This is a genomic window from Companilactobacillus bobalius (genome assembly GCF_009764355.1).
Genome location: NZ_LNUA01000032.1, coordinates 303,824 through 325,968, shown reverse-complemented (window position 1 = coordinate 325,968; position 22,145 = coordinate 303,824). Strand labels below are relative to the sequence as shown.

The following is a 22,145-nucleotide window of genomic DNA, read 5'->3' as shown; positions in this document are numbered from 1 at the left end:
AACCTCAAATAGAGTTTGACTTTTAGGATCTTAGTTCTTCTAGCCAAATAGGCAAAACTTCTGCCAACTGACGATAGGTACGATCAAACTTATGATCATACCAGGGATCTTCAATTACTGCAGTACTATTCAAGGCTTCATAAGCCATACGGATTTTATCTCTATCAGAAATAGGTGCCATTTGTTTCAAATCAGCAATATTTTGTTCATCCATACCGATGATCAAATCAGCCTCATCAAAATCCTGAGTAGTTATTTGCTTAGCAACATGCTTAATAATAGGAACGTTTCTTTTCTTCAGTTCAGCAATAGCCCCAGGATGAGGAAAATTTCCAATCTCATAAGTTGATGTAGCCCGTGATTCAACTTTAATAAGTAATTCAGAATAATCGTCATCAACTAACTGTTTCATCATCATTTCTGCCATTGGCGAACGACAGATGTTTCCTAAACAAACGAAGATGATTTTTTTCATAATTATAACAATCCTAATCTCTTCTTAACTTCATGTAGTTGAGCTTCTAGAACAGGATCTTTTCGACTCAAAACGTCCAACATATTTGGTTGTGACTCCTGTCGAGGTTGAGAAACTTCTTCAGCCTTCTTTGTTGGCTTTGCCTGCGATTTCTTATACTTTCTCACCCACGCAGCTACTTGTTGGTATGAAATTCCGTACTTCTCACCAGTAGCCTTATAATTGTTATCATGCTCTACCGCATATTGGGCAATTTCTTTTTGTTGACTAACATTGTAATTCATACTAAAAACTCCTAAATAGCTTATTACAAAAAATTATACCATAGAACGCAATACCCTTATTGGTATAACAAAGTTTAGCGTATTGAAACCACAAAAAAATGGCAGCTCAGGGAGGAACTACCATCAATTTCATATTCTTATAATTATCTAACAAAGATTTAGCACAAACCCTTGTCTATAAATAATACTAACATAGTTATATATAATTATAAGTAAGTTTACAAAAGTCGACAATTTTTTATAAATCAGTTTCTCACTAAAAAAAGGCCTCTCTACATGGCCTTTTTCAGTAAATGGGCTGTTTAAACACAACTATCCCATAAATTTCTAACCCATTTTACTTATAAAAAGTGATAATTACATAATATATTTACAAAATTGAACACTACATTGATGAGATATAGCATTTTAATTTACTAATATAATTAATCCTTTTTCCCCAATAGCCAATTCATTAATATCAATTGACAAATTATATTTTACTAAAATGGGCTAGACCTGTATACCATATTATATTTATAACTAAAAATTATTATCTAAATATTTTTAAAGATTTCCATCAGTTGTTTTAGAATCTGATTACCAATCATATTGTGTCGATAAACAAACAAAATATAAAATGATGGTAAATCTAAATCATTAATATGGATTTCTTGAATTCCTGGAACATCTTGAATAGCTGTCTCAGTAACAAAGCTAAAGCCCTTATCCTGCTTAACTAAACTTAACATCAAGCGATAATCGTTTGTTTTAAACATTGTATGAGGCTTGACATTATAGCGTTCTATAATTCTTTCTAAAACTTGGCTGTGAACAGATTTTTCATCCAATGAAATAAAATCTTCATTAAATAGTTTTTCAACCGAAGTAATATTAGAAACATCTCGATTTGCTGAGGCAATGAACTTAAAATGATGTTCTTTAATTAATTGATAATCCAGCTGATCTTCCTGTGGCAAAATTGTTGATCCTAATAAGGATAAATCAATTTTGCCATTTTTTAACTCTGACAACAATTCACGAGAACTGTCTCTTCTAGGCACAATCATATTCAATAAATTGGCATCCCGTAGCTGATCAAACACTTTAGGAATAACATAATTACTAATAATTGGTGGCCAGCCCATAACAATCTTCTGACGTTTAATTCTTTCCATATCATCATTAATCAAATCATCTTCCAACAAGATTTTATTTATATGAGACAACAGTTGCTCCCCAGCATATGTCAATGACAGTGAATTAGCATAGCTTTTTCGTTTAACTAAAGAAATTCCATAAGTATCTTCCAACCTTTTCAATGAATAAGTAATAGTTGGTTGACTAACGCTAAAAAAATTAGCCGTATCGGAAAAACTCTTAGACTCTGACAATTTCTTGAAATATTGATAATCCTTTATATTCATATTTGCACCTATAAATTTTATTTATTGAAGACGATATATTTGACTATATTTTTTATTATGTTTTATAGTACCATACGAAAGTTATTTACGAACACCAATAATAAATATGCCATGTGGACTATATATAAAATTCATTATCTGTAAATTTATTTTATATAATACGATATATAATCGTATATCAATTATTATAGTGTTTACTTGTATAAAAAATTAATTAGGAGGAATTAATTCTATGAAATATGAGGGTTTAGATTTATTAAATAATCACTTCTTAAATAAAGGTACTGCCTTTACTAAAGAAGAAAGAAAAGAAAATCATCTTGAAGGCTTGCTTCCACCATTCGTTCAAACTTTGGATCAACAAGTTGAACAAGCTTATGAAAACTATTCAAACAAGAGTACGTTCCTTGATAAGAGAATGTATTTGATGGATTTATTCAACGAAAACATTACTTTGTTCTATAAACTATTCAGCAAACACGTTTATGAATTCATGCCTGTTGTTTATGATCCAACAATTGCTGACACAATTGAAAATTACAGTCATTTCTTCTTAGATCCACAAAATGCTGCTTTCCTATCAATCGATGATCCTGATGACATCGAAGCATCATTAAAGAATGCATCTAAGGGCCGTGACATCAAACTTATCGTTGTTACTGATGGTTCGGGCATTCTTGGTATTGGTGACTGGGGTGTCCAAGGTGTTGACATCTCTGTTGGTAAATTGATGGTTTATACAGCTGCTGCTGGTGTTGATCCTAAGTCAGTTCTTCCTGTTGTTCTTGATGTAGGTACAAACAGAAAGTCATTACTTGACGATGATTTATACATGGGTAACCATCACGAACGTGTTACTGGCGACAAGTATTACAACTTTGTTGACCAATTCGTTGAAACTGCTGAAAACTTGTTCCCTAACATGTATCTTCACTTTGAAGACTTTGGTCGTAGCAATGCTGCCAATATCTTGAACAAGTACAAAGATCAAATTCTTACATTTAACGATGATATTCAAGGTACAGGTATTATTACTCTTGCTGGTATCCTTGGTGCTTTGAACATTTCTAAACAAAAGCTTACTGATCAAGTTTACCTATCATTTGGTGCTGGTACTGCCGGTGCTGGTATTACAAAGAGAATCTTTGACTCAATGGTTGAAGAAGGTCTATCTGAAGAAGAAGCTAAGAAACACTTCTACTTAGTTGATAAGCAAGGTCTATTGTTCGATGATACTGAAGGCTTAACACCAGAACAAAAACCATTTACTAGAAAACGTAGTGAATTTGCTAACGCTGACGAACTAACAAACTTGGAAGCAGTTGTTAAAGCTGTTCACCCTACAATTCTTGTTGGTACATCAACACAACCTGGTACTTTCACTGAATCAATCATCAAGGAAATGGCTGCTCACACTGAACGTCCAATTATCTTCCCATTATCAAATCCTACAAAACTTGCTGAAGCTAAGGCCGAAGATCTTTTGAAGTGGACTGATGGTAAAGCTCTTATCGCAACTGGTATTCCGGTTGATCCAATCGAATACAATGGTGTAACTTACAATATTGGACAAGCTAACAATGCCTTGGTGTACCCTGGTCTTGGTCTTGGTTCAATGGCTGTTAACGCTAAATTGCTTAGCGATGGTATGATCAATAAAGCTGCTCACTCATTGGGTGGTATCGTTGATCCTACAGAACCAGGTGCTGCAGTATTGCCTCCTGTTTCAAAACTAGATAAGTTCAGTATTACTGTTGCCGAGGGTGTCGCACAAGAAGCTATTGACGAAAAATTGTCATCTGCTACTGATGCTAAGAAGGCTGTTGCTGACCTTAAGTGGGAACCTAAATATTAATATATAAATTTGTCAAATAAAGGGGAATTATTTTTATGGCTGCATTTATCACTTCACTAGAGAGTGTTGCTGAAATCGTTATTGTTATCGCCTTAGGATACTGGTTAAGAGGATCCGGTCGTCTAGGTGATGAATTCAAGGGTAATATTTCATTTATTATCATGAAAATTGCTTTACCTGCTTCTATCTTCGTTTCTGTTCTTAAATATTTGAACAGAGATAAATTAGCTAGTTTATCTGGTGGTTTAATTTTTACCTTCGCCAGTTTTACTCTAGGTTACATCGTAGCTTGGATCTTAACTAAAGTATTCCGTATCAGAAAAGGTCGTCGTGGTACTTTCATTAACATGTTCGTTAATGCTAATACTATCTTCATTGGTTTACCATTGAACATGGCTCTATTTGGTACAAAGAGTTTACCTTATTTCCTTGTTTACTATGTTATGAACACAATTTCTACTTGGGCCGTTGGTATCTTCTTCATCTCAAGTGATGATCCAACAGTTGAAAAAGGTGCTAAGAAAGACTTTAACTGGAAGAAACTTCTACCTGCTCCACTTGTTGGTTTCTTAGTTTCATTAGTCTTCTTACTACTAGCAATTCCTGTTCCAGAATGGATCAACAAGACTTTAGACATGGTCGGTGGTATCGTTACACCTATGTCACTTATCTACATTGGTATTATCTTAGCTGATGCTGGTTTGAAATCTATCAAATTTGACCGTGATACAATCCTTGCCTTAGTCGGTAGATTCATCATTGCTCCTGCTTTGATGATCAGTATCATCTTGTTAGGTAAATCAATGATGGGTACTAACTTACCTGCTCTAGAAAGTAGCTCATTCATCATTCAATCTGCTGCTCCTGGACTTGCTGTTCTACCTATCTTGGTTGACCAATCACATGGTGATGTCGACTATGCAACAAACCTTGTTACAACTTCAACCGTTCTATTCGTTATCGTTGTTCCAATTCTTATGCAAGTAGCAAACTTGATCTAATTAAGAACAATTCACACATTCAAAACCTCCTATAAATACCTTTTCACATTCATTTAAAGATTGGGCTTTCCGTGTTCATTCTTTCAACTGATTTTTATATCTAACACATAACAAAAAAGCTCCTGAGCTTGGAATAATCCGAGTTCAGGAGCTTTTTTAATGGTCACGCTTTTTGAATACTTCAATTAGATGTTTTACCAAATTATATTCAGTATTAACTGACATCATCGTATCCTGGGCATGGGTGAATAAAACAGAATACTCCAGTTTCTCACCTTCCGCCTCTTTCTGTATCTTGTCTGTCTGCAATGCATGTGCCGTTAAGAGCTTTTCATGAGCTTGCTTTAATAATTGTTCAGACTCATCATATTTAGCTTCTCCGACCAAATCTAGAGCCTGCATGATAAATTTTCTAGCATCTCCTGAAAAAATAATCATCTGCATTGTTTGGCGTAAATCACTATTATTTTCTGCTTCATTCATCATCTTATTTACCTGTTTCCTTTTTTACTAATTCACGATCATACGCTTTGAAAAAGGGATACCAAATCAAAGTCGCTACCAAAAAGATAATTACTACTAGAATGATTGAACCAATTGTATGTCCATTGATCCAGGTATTAATTGGAAATGGCACATACCACATTTGAAAGACCGCATCAGGTATTCTACCTAAACCAGTTTTTAGTCCTATCCAAACGATAATTGGCAAAATAACACCTTGAATCCACATCGGAATCATCAGATAAGGATTCCAAACAATTGATCCAAAAACTACTGGTTCATTGATATTAAAGATACTAGGAATGATAAAAGCTTTACCCAAAACTTTTAGACGCTGAGATTTGGCTAAAAATAACATCATTAATACTAATGGCATCGTACAACCGACCCCACCGATCCATAAGTATGTTGAGAACATTGTCTCCCCAGTAACAATATTCTGTGCTCCATGGATCTGATTAGCTTGAATAGCGGCTAAATAAACTGGTGTTGTAATTGGCGTTAGAATCCAAGTAGAAATTCCCATTGAATAAATTAAACAATTGATCAACATAACTAACACAAAACCAGGTAAAGTTTCTACAATACTAGCCAATGGAGAAAACATTTGAATAATTACTTGATAAACATTTATTTTCAAAACATTAACTAATATAAAGCCAACAGTAATCACGATACCTATTGGCAGCATCGAATCAAACCAAGCTGTTACAAAATCAGGGATTACTGTATCTTTAGCAAAGAAACTGAATTTACCAAAGAATTCCATAATTAAAGCTGTAAAAATACCACAGACAATGGCAACAAACATTCCTCCAGCCCCAAAGTGGCTGAATTCAAAAGTAGCGCCACCATCTTTAGACATCACTGGATTGGTTAATAATAAAAATAAACCTAATGATGTTAAACCGGAGATAATTCTCTGCTTAGGCAGCTTCTTTTTCTCCATCATGTTGAATGGAATTAAAAATGCCACAAAAATCGAAATAATACCAAAAGTAAAATTACTGATACCTGATAAATCAGGCCACCACTTCCAAATATTAGCGAATAAGCCCAAAAAGGTAATCACTGAACTAACTAGAATAAATGGTAACGTTTGAAGAATTGAATCTTTTAAAATACTGATCCAGATATTCCGACTGATTCGATCCATCTTTGGTGCTACTTTCTCTTTAAAGATTGCCATAAAACTGTTCATTATTATTTCAAATCCTTTTCTCCGTTTTTAGTTGAGTACACTTTGAAGATGTTCCAAAGCTTGCTTTCCATCTAACATTGCATAATAATCAGGATTCATTAGAATTACTTTCTTTTTGGTACCAGATACCACCTGCTTAATTTCTGCTTCCATAAAGGATAAGTGTGGACCAATCATGATAACGTCAGTTTCATCTAAATAATTCTCCAATTCAGCTTCACTACGTGCTTGAATTTGGTAGTCTAACCCTTGTTTTTTTGCAGCTTTGCGCATGCTGACAGCCATAAACCCTGAAGATGCACCTGTACCGCAAACCAATAATACTTTTAAACTCATATTCTCTCCTCAATTGACTAATTTATTTAATGCATTTATTCAATTTAAAGAAGTTAAAAATAGAAGTCAAATTTACCTTTAATAATTCAATCTTCAAGAAATGGCCTTAAATCAACAAAAAAGGCCAACAACTGTCATAAGATTTCGACAATTATTGACCAAAATATCGGTAAAATATTCTATTTTTGAGGTGAAATCAAACCAATCAAACGATTAACTAAATCCGCAACCCGCTTGGAATCACTAGCAATAGCTGCCATATCTCGTTCTTTGACCATAGTATGTGTCACTAATAATAAACTGACAGAATCAGTATCATCATTAAATTTCCCAATTGACAGGTTCACATTATGATCATACATTGGAATGAGTCCTTCTTCGACTTTAACTATCTTTGAACCTTCAGGCATACTCAAGATATAGCTTTTAATTCTCTTTAAGCTAAATTTATCCTGATAAAAACCATAAATAACTGTTAACTCATTCATGATATATTTGATTTCATTATTCATACTTAATCCACTCCCATTAAAATGAAACTGTCTTTACTTATAGTATCTCTCTTATTTCTATAGATTGACAAGGATGATAGGCTTAATTTTCAACACTTTGTTTCAAAACATTGTCAAAACTGGCCCCATAAGTTTCACCAAAAAGATTTAAGTGAGCCAATAAGTAATAAGTTTGATACCAAGGTACTCTTTTTTGCCAATCTTTATCTAAAGGATACAAGTTTTGATAACCCTGATAAAATTCTTCATTGAATCCTCCAAACAACAAAGTCATGGCAATATCCATTTCACGATTGCCAAAGAAAACATCAGGATCAAATAGAATCGGTTGTTGATCCTGTTGAAATCCGACATTACCATTCCATAAATCCCCATGCATCAAGCTTGGTATGATTGGATGAACTTGGTAATACTCTATTAACTTTTCCTCAAATAGGCGCATCATTTTATCTCTTTCATCGTTCCACAAATTCTTCTTCTGAACCTCATTGATTAAAACGTTTAAACGTTGTTGAATATAAAAATCTCCCCAGTTAGCACGCCAAGTATTGATTTTGGGATTCTTAGCATTCAAAACATCATGTCCCAAGCCGAAACGTAATGAATGGCGTTGATGCATCTTTTTTACACTATGTTTATAATCCAAGAGATTAGCCAAACTAAAAAGAAAATAATTCAATATAAGTTCCCCACTATCACAGAAAGTTCCGCTTCGAACAACTTTAGGAGCATTGGCAACTGAATTGATCAAATTGAGACTCTCGACTTCATGATCAAAAAAGCTCTCGTTATTATCGGGCTTCTTGATATGGTCATAGCCACCCGAATCAGCAATTATCTTAACAATTGAATTTACCAATTCACGATCAAATGATTGTACTTCCTCAATTTTGCCCAAATCTAGTTCTTTATACCAACTTTCATCTATCAGCATTAATATCCCTCTTATTCTTTTAGCCTCTGATATAATGATAACTAACTACTACATTAATGAGAAAATTCATCTTGAGGTACATTTTGAAAATAAAAATAATTTCTGAAAGATCCGACGATTTAATAAATCAACTGACAAATGTCTGGGAAGCATCCGTTGTGGATTTTCATTCCTTTTTAATTGATTAAAAGAAACATGAACAATATCTTTCTCCCCCATTTCTCTTACTTTAAAGCCCAAATTATCATCACGCAGAGAACGAAAAACCTGTGGCTTTTATGGGCATTTCTCATCAGGAACTTGAGATGCTGTTTGTCGCTCCTGAATTCCGCGGTCATGGCTTAGGTAAACAATTAATTAACTATGGTATTAAAAATTTTGATGTAAACAAATTGACGGTTAACGAACAGAACCCACAGGCTATCGGATTCTACCAACACCTTGGATTCAAAACTTATCGAAGAACTGAAACTGATGATGCCGGCAATCCTTATCCCATTCTATACATGAAAAAATAGAGAATCAAAAACAGCACTTACTTAGAGACGTAATTATGTACGTTTATTCTAAATAAGTGCTGTTTTCATTTTTTATTTGGTATTCTTAATTAAGCGAGCAATATTCTCAGAAACTTGCTGTAGGTTCTTATCAGTATCCTGAATAGCCTTTGACAATTCCTCTACACCAGGTACACAAGTAAAAATTGCATCAATTCCTAAAGGATAAAGCTCCGATATCTTTTCACCAACAGAACCGGCAATTGCAATAACAGTAGCTTGAGGATTAACCGCTTTAGTTGCTTTAGCAACACCAATTGGTGTTTTACCAAATTTGGTTTGAAAGTCAATCTGTCCTTCACCAGTTACTACCACGTCAGCATCTTTTACTTTGTCTTTTAAATCAGTGTAGTCAACCACAATATCGACTCCTGAACGCATTTCTGAATGAGTGAAGGCCAATAATCCAGCTCCCAATCCACCAGCAGCTCCCGCACCAGGTACTTGTTCCAAATCTTTTCCAAGGTCTCTCTTTAGAACCTCAGCATAATGAGACAAAGCCTTATCTAAGAACTCGACCATTTCTTCACTAGCACCCTTTTGAGGACCAAAGACATGACTAGCGCCATTAGGACCCGTTAACGGATTTGTTACATCAGAAGCAATGACAACTTTTACATCAGCTAGTTCTGGTAACATATCTGTAGTGTCGATTTTATCTAGTTTTTCCAACATAGCACCACCATATTGGAGTTCCTGACCTTTTTCATCCAATAAATCCGTCTTACTTTGAATGATATCACAAAGCTGAATTTTTTTGACAAAAAAAACGCCAATTCCGATAATAATAGTCTTTGCGCCCTTTTGGATAGCTGACTTTATCAATTCACCAGTTCCAAAGGTTGTTGTAATATAAGGATTTTGAGTAAATTGATTAATATACTGGATTCCACTTGCTTCGGCCATTTCAATCACAGCCACTTTACCATCATCAATCAAGCCATAGTGAGCTTCTGTCTTATACCCCAAAGGATTAGTTACTTCTTCAGTAATAATTTGCCCATTTTTAGCATCTACTAAAGATTGAACGGTTCCCTCACCACCATCAGCCATTGGCACATCAACAAAATCTGCCTCTGGATAAACTTTAGCAAATCCCTTATGCATCGCAGTAGCGACTTCTTTAGCTGTTAATGAATTTTTATATGAATCTGGAGCCAAAACTATTTTCATCATAATCCACCTCTAGAACAAATTTCCATACATTAATGTTGCTACAATCGTCATTGAAAGTCCAACTAGCATTTCCCACAAAACAACGCTCATTCTTTCTTTAAAGTGCATGTCAACGGCTTTGGCTGTTACGTGGAAATAGTTACCATGTGGTAATTGATCGATAACAGTTGCTCCAGTATGAACCATCGCTGCGGCTCCTGTACCAGAAATACCAAAGGACATGATTCTTTCTCTCAAATGGTTCATCAAAAACCCTTGCGTAAAAAAGGTCGAAGCTGTTGCTGCGGCCATTAAAATACCGGCAATTGGAGCCAAGAAAGTTCCGGAGATTCCAGAGATGACGACGATAATCCTAACGGTTTGTGGTAAATCAGATGCTGAAACTAAACCAGCAATCGCACCAGCACCTATCAAAATCAGCACTACATCAGTCATTCGTGCTAATCCACCGGTCATATATTTCAAAAACTTTTTACGTTGTCCCATCGCCAAAGTTCCGATTAAACCGGCAATCGGTAAAATATACATTGCATCTAAGTTGAATGAAGCTAAAGCTTTAATTCCTAGAATGTCACCTACCGGAGTAATCAAAAGTAGAATAACAGCTACCAAAGGTGTCACAATTGCTGCCTTCAAACTTGGTAAATCTTTATCCTCTTTAGTTTCAAACTTATGCTCTGCTGACACGAAAGTTCCTTTATTTTTGATCAATGTTGCCAAAAGTACTGTTACGATCAAACCAACGATAGCTGGTACAAAATCTGCGATCATAACTTGTGAAAGTTCAACATTAAAACCCTTAGCAGCCGCAATTGTATTAGGATTAGGTGAAATGATATTTCCAGCCTTACCACCACCAGAAAGAGCTACTAATAATGAAAGTTTACTGTAATGCATCTTCTGCCCAACTTCTAGAGCAATCGGTGCCACAATCAATACAGCTACGGGAATAAAAATCCCTACACCTGTTAAAACCATCGTCGATAAAGCCAACGCCAAAATGGCCAACTTATCACTAAAATGATTAACAATATTAGATGCAATTACGTTAGCTGCACCTGATTCCATCATAACTCCGGCTAAAACTCCAGCCGCAATAACACGGATAATCGTCCCCATAACACCAGAACTACCTTTGACAATTACATCGGTTGTCTGTGAAAGATTCATTCCTCCAATTAAGCAACCAACAATTGCCCCAAAAATTAATGCATAAATAGGATTAACCCTGAATAAAATCAATCCAATTGCTAAAAGCAAGCCTAACAAGGCTGCCCACCAAGCAATAACCATTTTTAAATATCCTCCTCAAAAACACGGTAATTGTTAAATATTGAACAATTATTAACTTTTGTATAATACCTTGATAAATTTTCTAAATCAATGTACACATGCACAAAAATAATTGGATAATATATTAAAAAATAATGTGATTTCTTGATAAATCAATGTTTTTAAAATTTAAAATAATGTAAAATATTTATATGCACAAATAATGGATTTAAGCTTTTATGTAAGTTTGCTTAATCTTTAACAAGGATAAAATTATGAAATTAGACCCCAAATTAGCTCAATCCATTGTTGATCGAATGATGGAAAGCATCCCTTATAATATTAATATGATGAACGAGAAAGGTTATATCATCGCTAGTGGCAATAAAGAGCGTATCAATACTCTTCATATTGGTGCCATTGAAACTATTGAAAGTGGCAAGACTAAACCTATGGTTGAATCCTTTGGTAAATTCGGTCAACCTGGTGTGAACATCCCAGTCGAATTTCAAGGTAAAACGATTGGCGTTATTGGCATTACCGAAAATCCTGAAAAGGTTACTCCCTTAGCCTCTCTACTCAAGGTATCAACTGAATTACTGATTACCCAGATCAATAGCTCTAAGGCCGAAAATCAACGTAAGGAATCACTGAATCATTTTCTTTATCAATGGACCACTATCGACAATATTTCTGAAAATGCTGAATTAAAATCTCGAGCTCAAGCTTTGAATATCAATCTAGAATTAAAACGCTATGCCGTTATTCTCGAAACAGATAATCAACCAACGATTTTTGAAGGTGACTTCTACTTCAGTAAGACACCGCATCAACAATTGATTATTACTCGTAATACCGAAAATTTAGAAAAGTACTTAAAATTCAGTCAACTTAATCAAATCGTGATTGGCATCAGTAATCAAAGTACTAATTTAAAAAAAGCCGTTCAACAAGCGATTGATACTATTAAAGTTGTTTATGAATTGCAATTGACCGATATTTATTATTATCACCAAATCAGCTTTCTAAATAAATTACTCCAAAGTCAGCTCCACTCGGCCAAAATCATCAATAACTTTAAAAATTTGCTTAAAACCAGAGCCGGAACTGAATTAATTGATACCCTCGATTGTTATTTCAAATCAAATGGTAATGTGACCGACACTTCAACTAGATTGAATGTTCATCGAAACACGACTAATTATCGGTTGAACAAAATTTCCGACTACTTCAACCTTGATTTGCATGATATTACAGACATGTTAGAATTGTATACCAACTACTTACACTTTAAAAAATATCTTTATGAGCATTAATTTTCTTTACTATTTATCTCATAACTAGACTTTTTTAAGAATTATGTTTACCATTTTCACGAATACTAATAATTAATATTGCGAGGCTTAATAATGGTATTAATGGATCTTAGTTATCGTACAAATTACTTACATACTTACTTTAAGACTTCCGTAGTTATTCCTGATACTAATGAACCAGATTACACAGTAGTCTGGTTACTACACGGCTATACCGGCGACAGCACTGCTTGGAGTAAACACGTCTATATAGAGGAAATTGCTCGTAAATATAATATGGCCATCATCATGCCTGACGGATTAAATTCCTTTTATTCTGATTCCAAATTCATTCCTTATTATTCTTTCTTTATGGATGAATTTATCCCTAAAATGCAGAGCATTCTGCCTATTTCTAAAGACCCCGCCAAAAATTATATAGTCGGTTCAAGTATGGGTGGTTATGGTGCTTTGAAATTTGCTTTTAAAAATCCAGACAAATTTGGTAAAGTTGCAGCTTTATCACCTATTACCGATATTGAACATTTTCGTGATAATCCTAAGTGCCCTATGGCAAAAAACACCTTTAATGCTATTTTTGATAGTCCCGAAAATATTGCCAAAAATCAATTGATCAATATCTATAATAATCGTCAACCCAAATTACCTATTTTAACTCTCTGTGGCGATACTGATTTTATGCATGAAGATAATGTCATGTTTAAAAACTTCCTATCTATTCACGCCAAAGGTCATTACACTTGGATGCCAGTTGAGGGTGATCACTCCTGGAAAGTCTGGAGTAGTAACATTCAAAATATTTTCGACTGGCTATCGTAAACCCTCTATAAATATATTCATAAAATGATATTATGAGTATGAAATCTTTATTATGGAAGAAGCCTTTATCATGCAAAAAAAATATCTTACTTTCGACTGCTATGGTACTTTACTAAATGAAAATAATACTTATGATGAAATTGAAAAACTTGCTCGTCAAATCGGTGTCGATCCAAAACGTGCTCGCCAACGTTTTCAAACTTACCAAGATGATCGTAATAATATGCATCCCTATTTAGATTACGATTTACTTACTCGAAATAATCTAATTCATCTAGATTACCAATTTGGTTTAGAACATCAATTTGAAAAGTACTTTGTTGACGTGCTTATTGCTCATCAAAACTTAAAACCATTTCCAGAAGTGATCGAAACATTACGGACTCTTAGTGACCGTGATTATCAACTTATCATTATGTCAAATTCTTCATGGGATATTATTGATAAAAATGTTCAGAGTCTCAAAGTTCCATTTGATGTTTGGACGGCTGAAGATGTTCACGCATATAAACCTGATCTACATTTTTTCAAAACTGTTGAAAAAGAATACGGCTTTACTCCTGAAAATCATTGGCATATTGCCGAAGGTTACGACAGTGACATTATCTCTGCTGACCAACAGGAATTGTTAACTATTTGGGTCAATCGTCCACAGATTGAGGCGTCAACTTCCATTCAACCAACGCATATGGTTACTGATTTGGCAGAAACATTAAAATTCCTAAAATAATTGATAACAAAATACCAACCAATTTACTTCTAATATTGGTTGGTATTTTTATATAAAACATAACTGCTGTTCTATAATTAACGTAATAACGATTATTAGAAAGTGAGGTTTCTTCATGAAATACATTACATTTAATCATCAAAATACTTCCGCTATCGGTATTGGCAAAATAAAACATACAAAGGGCAATCAAGCCCAAACCGAAAGAAAACAACAAACAAAAAGATTTGGTTTAGATCATGGCATTAACTTAATTGATACCGCCGAAATGTATGGCGAGGGTTTTATGTAGAAAATTTTCTACAAACAAATGAAAGATTATCATCTTGAAGATTCAAAATTGGTTTCGAAATTATTGCCTTACCATGCCACACCAAAACTAATTGAAACAAGTCTCAAAGCGAGTCTTAAGCGGCTACAAACTGACTTAATAGAAAAATCAATCAATATTATGAAATTAACAGCAAATATAAAGAATTATTCTTAAGTCATACAGTCAAACATGAAGCAACTAATTTCGAAAAAAAGGGGACTTTCTAATTTTGATTTGGCCGACTTAAAAGAACTAACCAGTTTGGAAAACGGTCAAAACTGCCGTATCAATGAGGATCTTTACAATATTGGTAGTCGGGGGATTGAATATTCAATTTTACCATGGCAAAAACAGCATGACATGTCCTTTGTCGGATATTCACCATTTGGTTCCGATGGTAGCGAGTATTTAAACATTAAACCAGTTATCAAGAAAATGGCTCAATCTAAAAATATTTCTATTCACCAATTACTTTTGGCTTGGGTTATTCGAAATCACGATTTACTTAGCATCCCTAAAACTGGTTCAGTGGCACATATGCAAAGTAATCTAGCCGCAATCCATGTTCAATTCACAAAAGATGAATTGGAACTTTTGGATAAAAGTTATCCTAAACCTACTCAAGAACCATCTCTTGAAACTATTTAAACAGAATTTATCAACAAATAGAAAAAGGTGCTTATATTAACCATTTAGCTTTGGTTGATATGAGCACCTTTTTTAATTTTAAAATAAAAAGATATGTTATGTCCCTAAATTATTTTTCTTATTTCTAACTCTAGATTTGCCATTTCTACAACATCGACTGCACATTCAGAACCCTTGTTTCCTGACTTACCACCAGCCCGATTGAGTGCTTGAGCCATATTTTCTGTAGTCAAAATACCATACATTACCGGAACCGATCCATTTAGTGAAGTTTGACTGACACCTACAGCCGATTCAGCGCAAACATAATCAAAGTGTGCCGTCTCACCCTTCACAACTGCTCCTAAGGCAATGATTCCATCAAATCGTCCACTTTCAGATAGCAGCTTAACAATTCGAGGAATTTCCATTGCTCCGGGAACTTTGACTACGGTAATATTCTGTTTAGCAACATTCAGTTGCCATAATTTTTCCTGAGCACCTTTTAATAACTTGCTTGTCACGATCTCATTGAATTTAGCCACTACGATAGCTATTTTTAGATTCTCACCGTTTAATTGTCCTATAATTTCTGGCATTTTATTTAACCTCACTTAATAAATGATGAAATTTCTGTTTTTTGGTTTCTAGATAATGTTGATCATGAACATTAGGTTTCATCTCTAATGGTACACGACTAACTTCAATCCCCATCTGTTGCAATTGCTCAATTTTATCGGGATTATTAGTTAGCAATGAAACAGATTTAATTTTCAATTGTCCCAACACAGCCGCTGCAATCCGATAATTTCGTTGATCAGCGGGAAATCCTAATTTTTCATTAGCTTCAACCGTATCTAATCCTTTATCCTGCAGTTGATAAGCTCGTAACTTATTTATCAAACCAATTCCTCGGCCTTCTTGATTCAAATAAATCAATGCTCCAGAACCGTTCTTCTCGATTTTTCGTAAGGCACTTGCCAACTGTTCACCACAATCACAGCGTTCTGAACCTAAGACATCACCAGTGAAACACTCTGAATGGATTCGCGTTAAAACGGATTTCTGCTGCGCAATTTGACCTTTATAAATTACTAATACCGGCTCATCTTTGAAAGTGAATGACTTCAAACGAAAATGGCCATACTTAGTTGGTAAATCAACATCTGAAACTTCAGTCAAAACATTGTTATCACAGGCAAAACGATAATTAACAATATCTGCAATTGTGATTAGAGACATATGATGTTCTTGGGCAAAAGCTTTTAACTCTGGTCTACGAGCCATTTTGCCATCTTCCTTAACAATCTCACAAATATAAGCAACTGGTGATGCCTGAACTAATTTGGTTAAATCCACTGCTGCTTCAGTATGTCCATCACGTTCTAATACACCATTGTCTTTCGCGATTAATGGAAAAATATGTCCTGGATGATAAAAGTCTTCAGGATCATTAGAAGTTGCCAACTCTTTAAGAGTCTTTGCTAGATCAAAAGCTGAAATTTCTCTTGTCGTTGTCTTGGAATCCGTACTAATTGTAAAAGCTGTATTAAAGGCGTCATGCGAGTTCGTCATTAAATGTAGGCCTAACTTTTTGGCACGACTCCCGCAATCGGTTAGTTTGTTAAATTGCACACAATTTAAAAAGTTTTCTAATATTGTTCTAAGTTTACAACAATAAACTATTATATTGCAATGGACCTCAGCTTCACGTTATGTTGAATCAGCCCCAATAATCATCCGCGGACTTTACAATTTATTTATGAAAACAGAAATACTTTTAGTCAAAACAAAAATTGTCATTTTGAATCCCCCGTTGAAAAGCTTGATTAATGTATTTTCCTAAAATATCCGTTTCCAAATTGACCGTCTGTCCAATACTTAAAGCACTCAAAACAGTTTCTTTGCTGGTATAAGGAATAATTCCAACTTGGAAATTTTGTTTAGTTACTTTTATCAAAGTTAGACTGACACCGTTAATGGCAATTGACCCTTTCTCAACTAGATCTGGTAGGTATTCTGGTGCAATCGAAAAAGTCAGTAAGGTTGAATTCCCAGCAATTTCTTTTTGAATTAATTTACCCGTGGTATCAATATGTCCCAAAACAAAATGACCACCCATCTCATCAGTAGGTTTCAATGCTGGCTCCAAATCAACCTTTTCATCAGGAGTGAAGTCCGCAATATTAGTTCGTTTGACTGTCTCTGGCATAACCTCAACTTGAAATTGCTGCGCCTCTTGATTCGTAACCGTTAAACAGATACCGTCTATCGAAATACTGTCTCCCAAATGAACTGATTCCAAGTGATGCCCAATTGTCAAAATAAAATTGTCTTTAGATTCCTTTATCGCTATCACTCGACCGATATCCTTTACTATGCCTGTAAACATTAGTCTATCCTCCACGTTGTTATTTTTAGATTAGAATCCAATTTTTCCACGTTTAAATCGCTAAATTGCATGGAGGGTATTTTTTTATCCCATATAGCCGGCAATCCATGACCAAAGACCTTATTAGCCAAATAAACTACAATTTTATCCACCAGACCTTGCTCCACAAAATCAGCCTGAAGATGACTACCACCCTCGATCAATACTGACTCAGACCCTTTTTAGTAAATAATTCAATAACCTTTTGCGGATTCCACTCGCCAACAAACACTTGCACATTCTTAGGCAGTTCATACTGACTTTTAGTTGTGCTAAAGAACCAAATTGGTTCCTGAGATTGAAACAAACGACTGTTCGAATCAACTGTATTGATATCTCGCACCATACCCGCCCGAATTGGTGGAAACATTAACCATTGCGAACATCGCGTTAATCTCGGGTTGTCAATCTTCAATGTATTTTCACCGATTAAAATCACTTGATTCTGACTACGTAGTTTTTGAGAATCTTCATAAGACTTTTGATTAGAAATTAAAGATCTAATTTTTTTATCTTGATTAACTTTTCCATCCAAAGTCATCGCATACTTTACTGTAATCAGCGGTCGTTTATTTTTGTAAAAAAAGTTGTAAGCAGTATTCAAATTTGTCGAAACATTAAGGTTCTCAACTGTAACATTGTGATCTTGTAAATATTTGATTCCTCTTCCACTAACGATTGGATTAGGATCGACTTGGCCAATCACCACTTTTTTAATTCCCACCTTAACAATCTTTTGAACACAAGGAGGAGTTTTACCAAAGTGTGAACACGGCTCTAAAGTTACGTATAGCGTTGCTCCTTTAGCTTCAGATATATCGGCCAAGTTCTTTAAGGCATTAACTTCAGCATGTGCCTGGCCAAACGTTTCATGATGACCCTGACTCAATATTTGGTTATTCTTAACCAAAACGGCACCAACTTGTGGATTTGTCCACGTATTCTGTCCCTTTTTAGCTTCCAAAAAAGCCAATTTCATAAATTTTTCCAATTCTTATTCACCCCACAAAAAAAGCCCCGCAATTATGTTTGCAGGGCTTCCAAGATAAGCTAAATAAGACCTCATACGAGAGCAGTCCAAAAAAGACTTATCAATAGCATGAAATATTATTTTCTTCTACCATCCTGACTTTACAGTCGGTTCTAGACTTTCACTAGATCCACCGCTTGCGCGGGTCACGGACTCCAATTTCTAAGAATTGTTACCGTCGGTCGGGAATTACACCCTGCCCCGAAGAAATCTATTCAGTTTTCAAAAACGATAGTACTATAAAAATATTATTTTGACAAATATAGTTTTATTATATTTTATTTAATAAATTAAAAAATGGAATTATCGAGATTGCTTGATTCAAAACTGATAATTCCACTAAGTTTATTTTTATTCAATTATTTTTGTTTAAATCGAACCGCTTTCCATTCTATTTGGATTACCGATACGAATCTTTATCTGCAACAAAACCTGCTTTACGCAAGTTAGAAAGAATCTTAACTGAACCGGGTTCAGCTTTGCCCCCTGAATACTGGCATCTTCCTTTTCAATAGCCTCAATTACCCCATCAGAAGCCGTCGCTACAACCCTTAAAAAGTCAGGAACTTCTTTAATCGCTTGGTGATGACGAGAATTGACAAAAACATTGTCACCAATAGTTTTATACAGTTTAGAGTTATAGTCTACTCTTACAAAATGAGTTGGTTGATCTCCTGGAGCTTGTTGCTTGTGTTTAATCAATCTACCTGAATACTGAGTCCCCAAATCCTGATAAATTGTTCCACCTAATGCGACATTAATCATTTGTGCACCGCGACAGATCCCAAAAATAGGAATTTTTTTAGCGACAGCGGTCCTGATCATCGCTATTTCGAAACGGTCACGATTCCGATTAGTCACACCTAACTTAGGAATAGGTTCTTCTCCCATAAAACTAGGGTCGATATCTGGTCCACCGGAAAAAATAATTCCATCCATTCTCTCAATTAATTGATTTACTTTATCGACTGGTAGAATTGGCAATCCCACGGGAATACCACCTGCCATTAACACCCCATCAACAATTGGTCGTGGTACGAAGTCCATCAATTTTTGGTTTATTACGTCAGTCGCCCCTAAATAAACATCTGCAGTAATACCAATTAATTTGCCCATAGAGTTGAACCCCCTTTTTATAATTTTAATTGTAAGATTAGCACTCTAAATTAATCTGTCAAATATTTTGTTAATAATATTAAATAAATACTAATAAAAGTCTAATAATTTCACCTATTATTTAGTATAATAAAGCTGATTCATACAATCAATATTAAAGGCTTTCTAATCTTATAGACATTTTGGACAGAATTACTACTATTTTCTAATGAAAATCGATAAAAAATAAAAAATCCAACAATTTAAAATTTAATTGTCAGACCTTTTTCAAGTTTATTTTATTTTTAATGGTTCCAAATTGGTTTCAATTGTAGCCAATGGTGATTCAACTTCAGCTAAAGTGGCGGCCGTATAGGCACCCTCTACCAAGGCAACATCATACTTATGAATCTTTTTATCAGTCATTTCCATCAGCATTTCAAGATTCATTTTTGAACTTCCTAAATCATAAAATGCCAAAATTTCATCACCAGTATTATCATCAACTGCTTTTTGAATTTTTTCTAAAGATGACCCTATTTCATTATCATCAGTTCCCCCAGCCGTGGTAATCGATAGATCCGGTGCAGCTTGAGAAATTAATTTTTTTACACCCTCAGCAATTTCAAATGAATGCGAAACGATCACTATTCCATATTTCATTTTTATTCTCCTAACACTTCGAGTAAGGCCTCAAATAAATAAGCACTTGATTGTGAACCAGGGTCCAAATGGCCTTTAGATTTTTCTTCCAAGTAACTAGCACGGCCTTTAGTAGCGACCATATCTTTTGTAGAATTTAAGGCATTCTCAACTACACTCTTAGAAAGGTCATTGGACTTCAGTGATTCGGCAACTGGTTGCCAAACATCGATCATGGTTTTCATACCAACATCAGATTGTCCACGACGTTTCAAACCGTCGCTACCTACTTGAACTAACTCAGCCAAGTCAGTTGTTTCCTTAGCTTTTTTTGACATATCCAAGAATGCTGTTCCATACAAAGGACCGGGGGCTCCACCAACTTTTTGAATCATTGCAAAAGCAACTGTCTTATATAACTCAGCTAAATCAGCTGGTTCTTTCTTGGCGAGTGCATCAGTGACTGCTGCCATCCCTCGAGCCATATTGCTACCGTGATCACCATCACCAATAGCCGTATCCAATTCGTTTAACTCAGACGTATTAGCCTCAACTTTTTCAACAAATAATTCAATCCATTTCTTTGTGTCTGCTAAATTTAATTCCATTAGTTTACTTCCTTTCTACCAACCAATTGTTGTTACAGGTTCTTTTAACATTTTGATCCAATCATCGTCAGCCTTCATTATTGTCAGCGAAATACCCTGCATATCTAAAGATGTCACTTGATTGCCCACTTTACTGAAACCAACAGAAATCTTATCAGCTGCTAATTCATTTAGAACATCATTAGCAAAAATATATTGTTCCATCAATGGCGTAGCACCCATACCATTAATTAGTACGGCAAAGTGACCTGTCCGGTCAGAAAATTCACTCATGATTTTTTTAATTAATTCGTGGGCTAACTCTTTTGATGGTTGAATCTTCTCAACTGAATAACCACGCTCATTATGAATACCAATACCATATTCAATTTCATCGTCACCCAGCTCAAAACCAGGATGACCGACAGCTGGTACTGTAGCAGCATGTAAGGCAATTCCGACTGTTTTGGTACTGTCAATCACCTTTTGTCCTAAGTTAGCCAAGTCATCTAAATTCATTCCTGAACGAGCAGCAGCGCCAATAATCTTTTCAACTAAAACTGTTCCCGCTACTCCACGTTTTCCTTGAGTGAACTCACTATTTTCTACTGAGATATCATCATTCACGACAATCGACTTAATCTTGATATCATCAGCTTCAGCCATTTCCTTTGCCATATCAAAGTTCATGACATCACCGGAATAATTTTTCACAATTAATAAAACACCTAAACCTTGATCAACGGCCTTAATAGCTTCATAAATTTGATCAGGAGTTGGTGAAGTAAAGACCTCACCAGCAACGGCAGCACTTAACATTCCATCACCGACATATCCAGCATGTAGAGGATCGTGCTCTTTCAATCTAATTAATGATTGAGAGAGTTTTTTTGGTATAGTAAAAGAAAACTCTATTCTCACAACCGCAGTTGTACCTTCAATCTGTTTCACTAAATCACTATTAGCTTTTACAAGTCCTGAGATCATTTCAGGAACAATGTCCTCAGTTTTATTAATGATTTTTTTCATAATTGCCTCCCGT

Annotated in this window: 27 protein-coding genes and 1 riboswitch; of the genes, 8 read left to right on the top strand and 19 right to left on the bottom strand. The window is 34.9% G+C overall.

Annotated elements, in window-relative coordinates; all coding sequences use genetic code 11:
• Positions 1–22: 22 nt before the first annotated feature.
• The 3 genes from ATN92_RS08690 to ATN92_RS08680 all read right to left on the bottom strand — a co-directional run bounded on the left by ATN92_RS08690 (position 23) and on the right by ATN92_RS08680 (position 2,165).
• Positions 23–475, bottom strand: a complete 453-nt coding sequence (locus ATN92_RS08690; protein ID WP_158106686.1) for a low molecular weight protein-tyrosine-phosphatase — start codon at positions 473–475, stop codon at positions 23–25.
• 2 nt (positions 476–477) lie between these two features.
• On the bottom strand, positions 478–759 hold the full coding sequence (locus ATN92_RS08685) for a helix-turn-helix domain-containing protein (protein ID WP_056952238.1): 282 nt from the start codon (positions 757–759) through the stop codon (positions 478–480).
• A 536-nt stretch (positions 760–1,295) separates the two neighbouring features.
• On the bottom strand, positions 1,296–2,165 hold the full coding sequence (locus ATN92_RS08680) for a LysR substrate-binding domain-containing protein (protein WP_056952236.1): 870 nt from the start codon (positions 2,163–2,165) through the stop codon (positions 1,296–1,298).
• Positions 2,166–2,397: 232 nt separating this feature from the next.
• On the opposite strand from ATN92_RS08680, the gene ATN92_RS08675 reads away from it, so the two are divergent.
• Both ATN92_RS08675 and ATN92_RS08670 read left to right on the top strand, forming a co-directional pair.
• Positions 2,398–4,020: a malolactic enzyme gene (locus ATN92_RS08675; protein WP_158106685.1), complete on the top strand. Its 1,623-nt coding sequence runs from the start codon at positions 2,398–2,400 to the stop codon at positions 4,018–4,020.
• 35 nt (positions 4,021–4,055) lie between these two features.
• A complete protein-coding gene (locus tag ATN92_RS08670; RefSeq protein ID WP_056952230.1) occupies positions 4,056–5,021 on the top strand; it encodes an AEC family transporter in 966 nt (321 codons plus the stop codon).
• Positions 5,022–5,177: 156 nt separating this feature from the next.
• On the opposite strand, the gene ATN92_RS08665 is transcribed toward ATN92_RS08670, so the two are convergent.
• The 5 genes from ATN92_RS08665 to ATN92_RS08645 form a co-directional block, all read right to left on the bottom strand.
• Positions 5,178–5,507 carry a PTS lactose/cellobiose transporter subunit IIA gene (locus ATN92_RS08665; RefSeq protein ID WP_056952227.1) on the bottom strand — a complete coding sequence of 110 codons (330 nt, stop codon included), beginning with the start codon at positions 5,505–5,507 and terminating at the stop codon, positions 5,178–5,180.
• Position 5,508: 1 nt separating this feature from the next.
• A complete protein-coding gene (locus ATN92_RS08660; RefSeq protein ID WP_056952223.1) occupies positions 5,509–6,726 on the bottom strand; it encodes a PTS sugar transporter subunit IIC in 1,218 nt (405 codons plus the stop codon).
• A gap of 27 nt (positions 6,727–6,753) precedes the next feature.
• Positions 6,754–7,062 (bottom strand): PTS sugar transporter subunit IIB, encoded by a 309-nt coding sequence (locus ATN92_RS08655; protein WP_056952220.1) that lies wholly within the window; start codon positions 7,060–7,062, stop codon positions 6,754–6,756.
• Between the two features lie 179 nt (positions 7,063–7,241).
• On the bottom strand, positions 7,242–7,574 hold the full coding sequence (locus ATN92_RS08650; protein ID WP_056952218.1) for a hypothetical protein: 333 nt from the start codon (positions 7,572–7,574) through the stop codon (positions 7,242–7,244).
• Positions 7,575–7,656: 82 nt separating this feature from the next.
• Positions 7,657–8,508 carry a fructosamine kinase family protein gene (locus ATN92_RS08645; protein WP_158106684.1) on the bottom strand — a complete coding sequence of 284 codons (852 nt, stop codon included), beginning with the start codon at positions 8,506–8,508 and terminating at the stop codon, positions 7,657–7,659.
• Between the two features lie 278 nt (positions 8,509–8,786).
• Between ATN92_RS08645 and ATN92_RS19315 the strand changes: the two genes are divergently transcribed.
• Positions 8,787–9,026 (top strand): GNAT family N-acetyltransferase, encoded by a 240-nt coding sequence (locus ATN92_RS19315; protein ID WP_411762961.1) that lies wholly within the window; start codon positions 8,787–8,789, stop codon positions 9,024–9,026.
• A 72-nt stretch (positions 9,027–9,098) separates the two neighbouring features.
• On the opposite strand, the gene ATN92_RS08635 is transcribed toward ATN92_RS19315, so the two are convergent.
• Positions 9,099–10,238 carry a glycerate kinase family protein gene (locus tag ATN92_RS08635; protein WP_158106777.1) on the bottom strand — a complete coding sequence of 380 codons (1,140 nt, stop codon included), beginning with the start codon at positions 10,236–10,238 and terminating at the stop codon, positions 9,099–9,101.
• A gap of 12 nt (positions 10,239–10,250) precedes the next feature.
• Positions 10,251–11,534, bottom strand: a complete 1,284-nt coding sequence (locus ATN92_RS08630; RefSeq protein ID WP_158106683.1) for a GntP family permease — start codon at positions 11,532–11,534, stop codon at positions 10,251–10,253.
• A 254-nt stretch (positions 11,535–11,788) separates the two neighbouring features.
• On the opposite strand from ATN92_RS08630, the gene ATN92_RS08625 reads away from it, so the two are divergent.
• The 5 genes from ATN92_RS08625 to ATN92_RS18815 all read left to right on the top strand — a co-directional run bounded on the left by ATN92_RS08625 (position 11,789) and on the right by ATN92_RS18815 (position 15,339).
• Entirely contained in the window at positions 11,789–12,829 is a 1,041-nt protein-coding gene (locus tag ATN92_RS08625) for a CdaR family transcriptional regulator (RefSeq protein ID WP_158106682.1), read from the top strand.
• 93 nt (positions 12,830–12,922) lie between these two features.
• The gene (locus tag ATN92_RS08620) at positions 12,923–13,648 is read left to right on the top strand and encodes an alpha/beta hydrolase (protein ID WP_056952200.1); all 726 of its coding nucleotides are present in this window, start codon (positions 12,923–12,925) and stop codon (positions 13,646–13,648) included.
• Positions 13,649–13,718: 70 nt separating this feature from the next.
• Entirely contained in the window at positions 13,719–14,378 is a 660-nt protein-coding gene (locus ATN92_RS08615; protein ID WP_234032562.1) for an HAD-IA family hydrolase, read from the top strand.
• 115 nt (positions 14,379–14,493) lie between these two features.
• The gene (locus tag ATN92_RS18820; RefSeq protein WP_234032561.1) at positions 14,494–14,670 is read left to right on the top strand and encodes a hypothetical protein; all 177 of its coding nucleotides are present in this window, start codon (positions 14,494–14,496) and stop codon (positions 14,668–14,670) included.
• Between the two features lie 210 nt (positions 14,671–14,880).
• Positions 14,881–15,339 carry an aldo/keto reductase gene (locus tag ATN92_RS18815; RefSeq protein WP_234032560.1) on the top strand — a complete coding sequence of 153 codons (459 nt, stop codon included), beginning with the start codon at positions 14,881–14,883 and terminating at the stop codon, positions 15,337–15,339.
• Positions 15,340–15,443: 104 nt separating this feature from the next.
• On the opposite strand, the gene ribH is transcribed toward ATN92_RS18815, so the two are convergent.
• The 9 genes from ribH to dhaK all read right to left on the bottom strand — a co-directional run bounded on the left by ribH (position 15,444) and on the right by dhaK (position 22,132).
• Entirely contained in the window at positions 15,444–15,917 is a 474-nt protein-coding gene (ribH, locus tag ATN92_RS08605; RefSeq protein WP_056952194.1) for a 6,7-dimethyl-8-ribityllumazine synthase, read from the bottom strand.
• A 1-nt stretch (position 15,918) separates the two neighbouring features.
• Positions 15,919–16,953: a GTP cyclohydrolase II gene (gene ribA, locus ATN92_RS08600; RefSeq protein ID WP_234032559.1), complete on the bottom strand. Its 1,035-nt coding sequence runs from the start codon at positions 16,951–16,953 to the stop codon at positions 15,919–15,921.
• A 145-nt stretch (positions 16,954–17,098) separates the two neighbouring features.
• Positions 17,099–17,710: a riboflavin synthase gene (gene ribE / locus ATN92_RS08595; RefSeq protein WP_158106680.1), complete on the bottom strand. Its 612-nt coding sequence runs from the start codon at positions 17,708–17,710 to the stop codon at positions 17,099–17,101.
• On the bottom strand, positions 17,710–17,913 hold the full coding sequence (locus tag ATN92_RS19070) for a dihydrofolate reductase family protein (RefSeq protein WP_267901946.1): 204 nt from the start codon (positions 17,911–17,913) through the stop codon (positions 17,710–17,712). The genes ribE and ATN92_RS19070 overlap by 1 nt, the downstream gene beginning before the upstream one ends.
• Positions 17,910–18,740, bottom strand: a complete 831-nt coding sequence (gene ribD, locus ATN92_RS08590) for a bifunctional diaminohydroxyphosphoribosylaminopyrimidine deaminase/5-amino-6-(5-phosphoribosylamino)uracil reductase RibD (RefSeq protein ID WP_267901945.1) — start codon at positions 18,738–18,740, stop codon at positions 17,910–17,912. Before ribD ends, ATN92_RS19070 begins: the two co-directional genes overlap by 4 nt.
• Positions 18,741–18,857: 117 nt before the next feature.
• A riboswitch (FMN riboswitch) is annotated at positions 18,858–18,992 on the bottom strand.
• Between the two features lie 156 nt (positions 18,993–19,148).
• A complete protein-coding gene (locus tag ATN92_RS08585; protein ID WP_158106679.1) occupies positions 19,149–19,895 on the bottom strand; it encodes a gamma-glutamyl-gamma-aminobutyrate hydrolase family protein in 747 nt (248 codons plus the stop codon).
• Positions 19,896–20,168: 273 nt separating this feature from the next.
• Positions 20,169–20,537: a dihydroxyacetone kinase phosphoryl donor subunit DhaM gene (dhaM, locus tag ATN92_RS08580; protein WP_025086021.1), complete on the bottom strand. Its 369-nt coding sequence runs from the start codon at positions 20,535–20,537 to the stop codon at positions 20,169–20,171.
• 2 nt (positions 20,538–20,539) lie between these two features.
• Positions 20,540–21,124, bottom strand: coding sequence for a dihydroxyacetone kinase subunit DhaL (dhaL, locus tag ATN92_RS08575; protein ID WP_056952183.1), 585 nt, complete (start codon positions 21,122–21,124; stop codon positions 20,540–20,542).
• Positions 21,125–21,139: 15 nt separating this feature from the next.
• Positions 21,140–22,132, bottom strand: a complete 993-nt coding sequence (gene dhaK / locus ATN92_RS08570; RefSeq protein ID WP_158106678.1) for a dihydroxyacetone kinase subunit DhaK — start codon at positions 22,130–22,132, stop codon at positions 21,140–21,142.
• Positions 22,133–22,145 lie beyond the last annotated feature (13 nt).

What these genes read in the sequence shown, in the direction of transcription:
- ATN92_RS08690 (WP_158106686.1), bottom strand. Translation starts at nt 475, where the DNA reads ATGAAAAAAATCATCTTCGTTTGTTTAGGAAACATCTGTCGTTCGCCA.
- ATN92_RS08685 (WP_056952238.1), bottom strand. Translation starts at nt 759, where the DNA reads ATGAATTACAATGTTAGTCAACAAAAAGAAATTGCCCAATATGCGGTA.
- ATN92_RS08680 (WP_056952236.1), bottom strand. Translation starts at nt 2,165, where the DNA reads ATGAATATAAAGGATTATCAATATTTCAAGAAATTGTCAGAGTCTAAG.
- ATN92_RS08675 (WP_158106685.1), top strand. Translation starts at nt 2,398, where the DNA reads ATGAAATATGAGGGTTTAGATTTATTAAATAATCACTTCTTAAATAAA.
- ATN92_RS08670 (WP_056952230.1), top strand. Translation starts at nt 4,056, where the DNA reads ATGGCTGCATTTATCACTTCACTAGAGAGTGTTGCTGAAATCGTTATT.
- ATN92_RS08665 (WP_056952227.1), bottom strand. Translation starts at nt 5,507, where the DNA reads ATGATGAATGAAGCAGAAAATAATAGTGATTTACGCCAAACAATGCAG.
- ATN92_RS08660 (WP_056952223.1), bottom strand. Translation starts at nt 6,726, where the DNA reads ATGAACAGTTTTATGGCAATCTTTAAAGAGAAAGTAGCACCAAAGATG.
- ATN92_RS08655 (WP_056952220.1), bottom strand. Translation starts at nt 7,062, where the DNA reads ATGAGTTTAAAAGTATTATTGGTTTGCGGTACAGGTGCATCTTCAGGG.
- ATN92_RS08650 (WP_056952218.1), bottom strand. Translation starts at nt 7,574, where the DNA reads ATGAATAATGAAATCAAATATATCATGAATGAGTTAACAGTTATTTAT.
- ATN92_RS08645 (WP_158106684.1), bottom strand. Translation starts at nt 8,508, where the DNA reads ATGCTGATAGATGAAAGTTGGTATAAAGAACTAGATTTGGGCAAAATT.
- ATN92_RS19315 (WP_411762961.1), top strand. Translation starts at nt 8,787, where the DNA reads ATGGGCATTTCTCATCAGGAACTTGAGATGCTGTTTGTCGCTCCTGAA.
- ATN92_RS08635 (WP_158106777.1), bottom strand. Translation starts at nt 10,238, where the DNA reads ATGAAAATAGTTTTGGCTCCAGATTCATATAAAAATTCATTAACAGCT.
- ATN92_RS08630 (WP_158106683.1), bottom strand. Translation starts at nt 11,534, where the DNA reads ATGGTTATTGCTTGGTGGGCAGCCTTGTTAGGCTTGCTTTTAGCAATT.
- ATN92_RS08625 (WP_158106682.1), top strand. Translation starts at nt 11,789, where the DNA reads ATGAAATTAGACCCCAAATTAGCTCAATCCATTGTTGATCGAATGATG.
- ATN92_RS08620 (WP_056952200.1), top strand. Translation starts at nt 12,923, where the DNA reads ATGGTATTAATGGATCTTAGTTATCGTACAAATTACTTACATACTTAC.
- ATN92_RS08615 (WP_234032562.1), top strand. Translation starts at nt 13,719, where the DNA reads ATGCAAAAAAAATATCTTACTTTCGACTGCTATGGTACTTTACTAAAT.
- ATN92_RS18820 (WP_234032561.1), top strand. Translation starts at nt 14,494, where the DNA reads ATGAAATACATTACATTTAATCATCAAAATACTTCCGCTATCGGTATT.
- ATN92_RS18815 (WP_234032560.1), top strand. Translation starts at nt 14,881, where the DNA reads ATGAAGCAACTAATTTCGAAAAAAAGGGGACTTTCTAATTTTGATTTG.
- ribH (WP_056952194.1), bottom strand. Translation starts at nt 15,917, where the DNA reads ATGCCAGAAATTATAGGACAATTAAACGGTGAGAATCTAAAAATAGCT.
- ribE (WP_158106680.1), bottom strand. Translation starts at nt 17,710, where the DNA reads ATGTTTACAGGCATAGTAAAGGATATCGGTCGAGTGATAGCGATAAAG.
- ATN92_RS08585 (WP_158106679.1), bottom strand. Translation starts at nt 19,895, where the DNA reads ATGGGCAAATTAATTGGTATTACTGCAGATGTTTATTTAGGGGCGACT.
- dhaM (WP_025086021.1), bottom strand. Translation starts at nt 20,537, where the DNA reads ATGAAATATGGAATAGTGATCGTTTCGCATTCATTTGAAATTGCTGAG.
- dhaL (WP_056952183.1), bottom strand. Translation starts at nt 21,124, where the DNA reads ATGGAATTAAATTTAGCAGACACAAAGAAATGGATTGAATTATTTGTT.
- dhaK (WP_158106678.1), bottom strand. Translation starts at nt 22,132, where the DNA reads ATGAAAAAAATCATTAATAAAACTGAGGACATTGTTCCTGAAATGATC.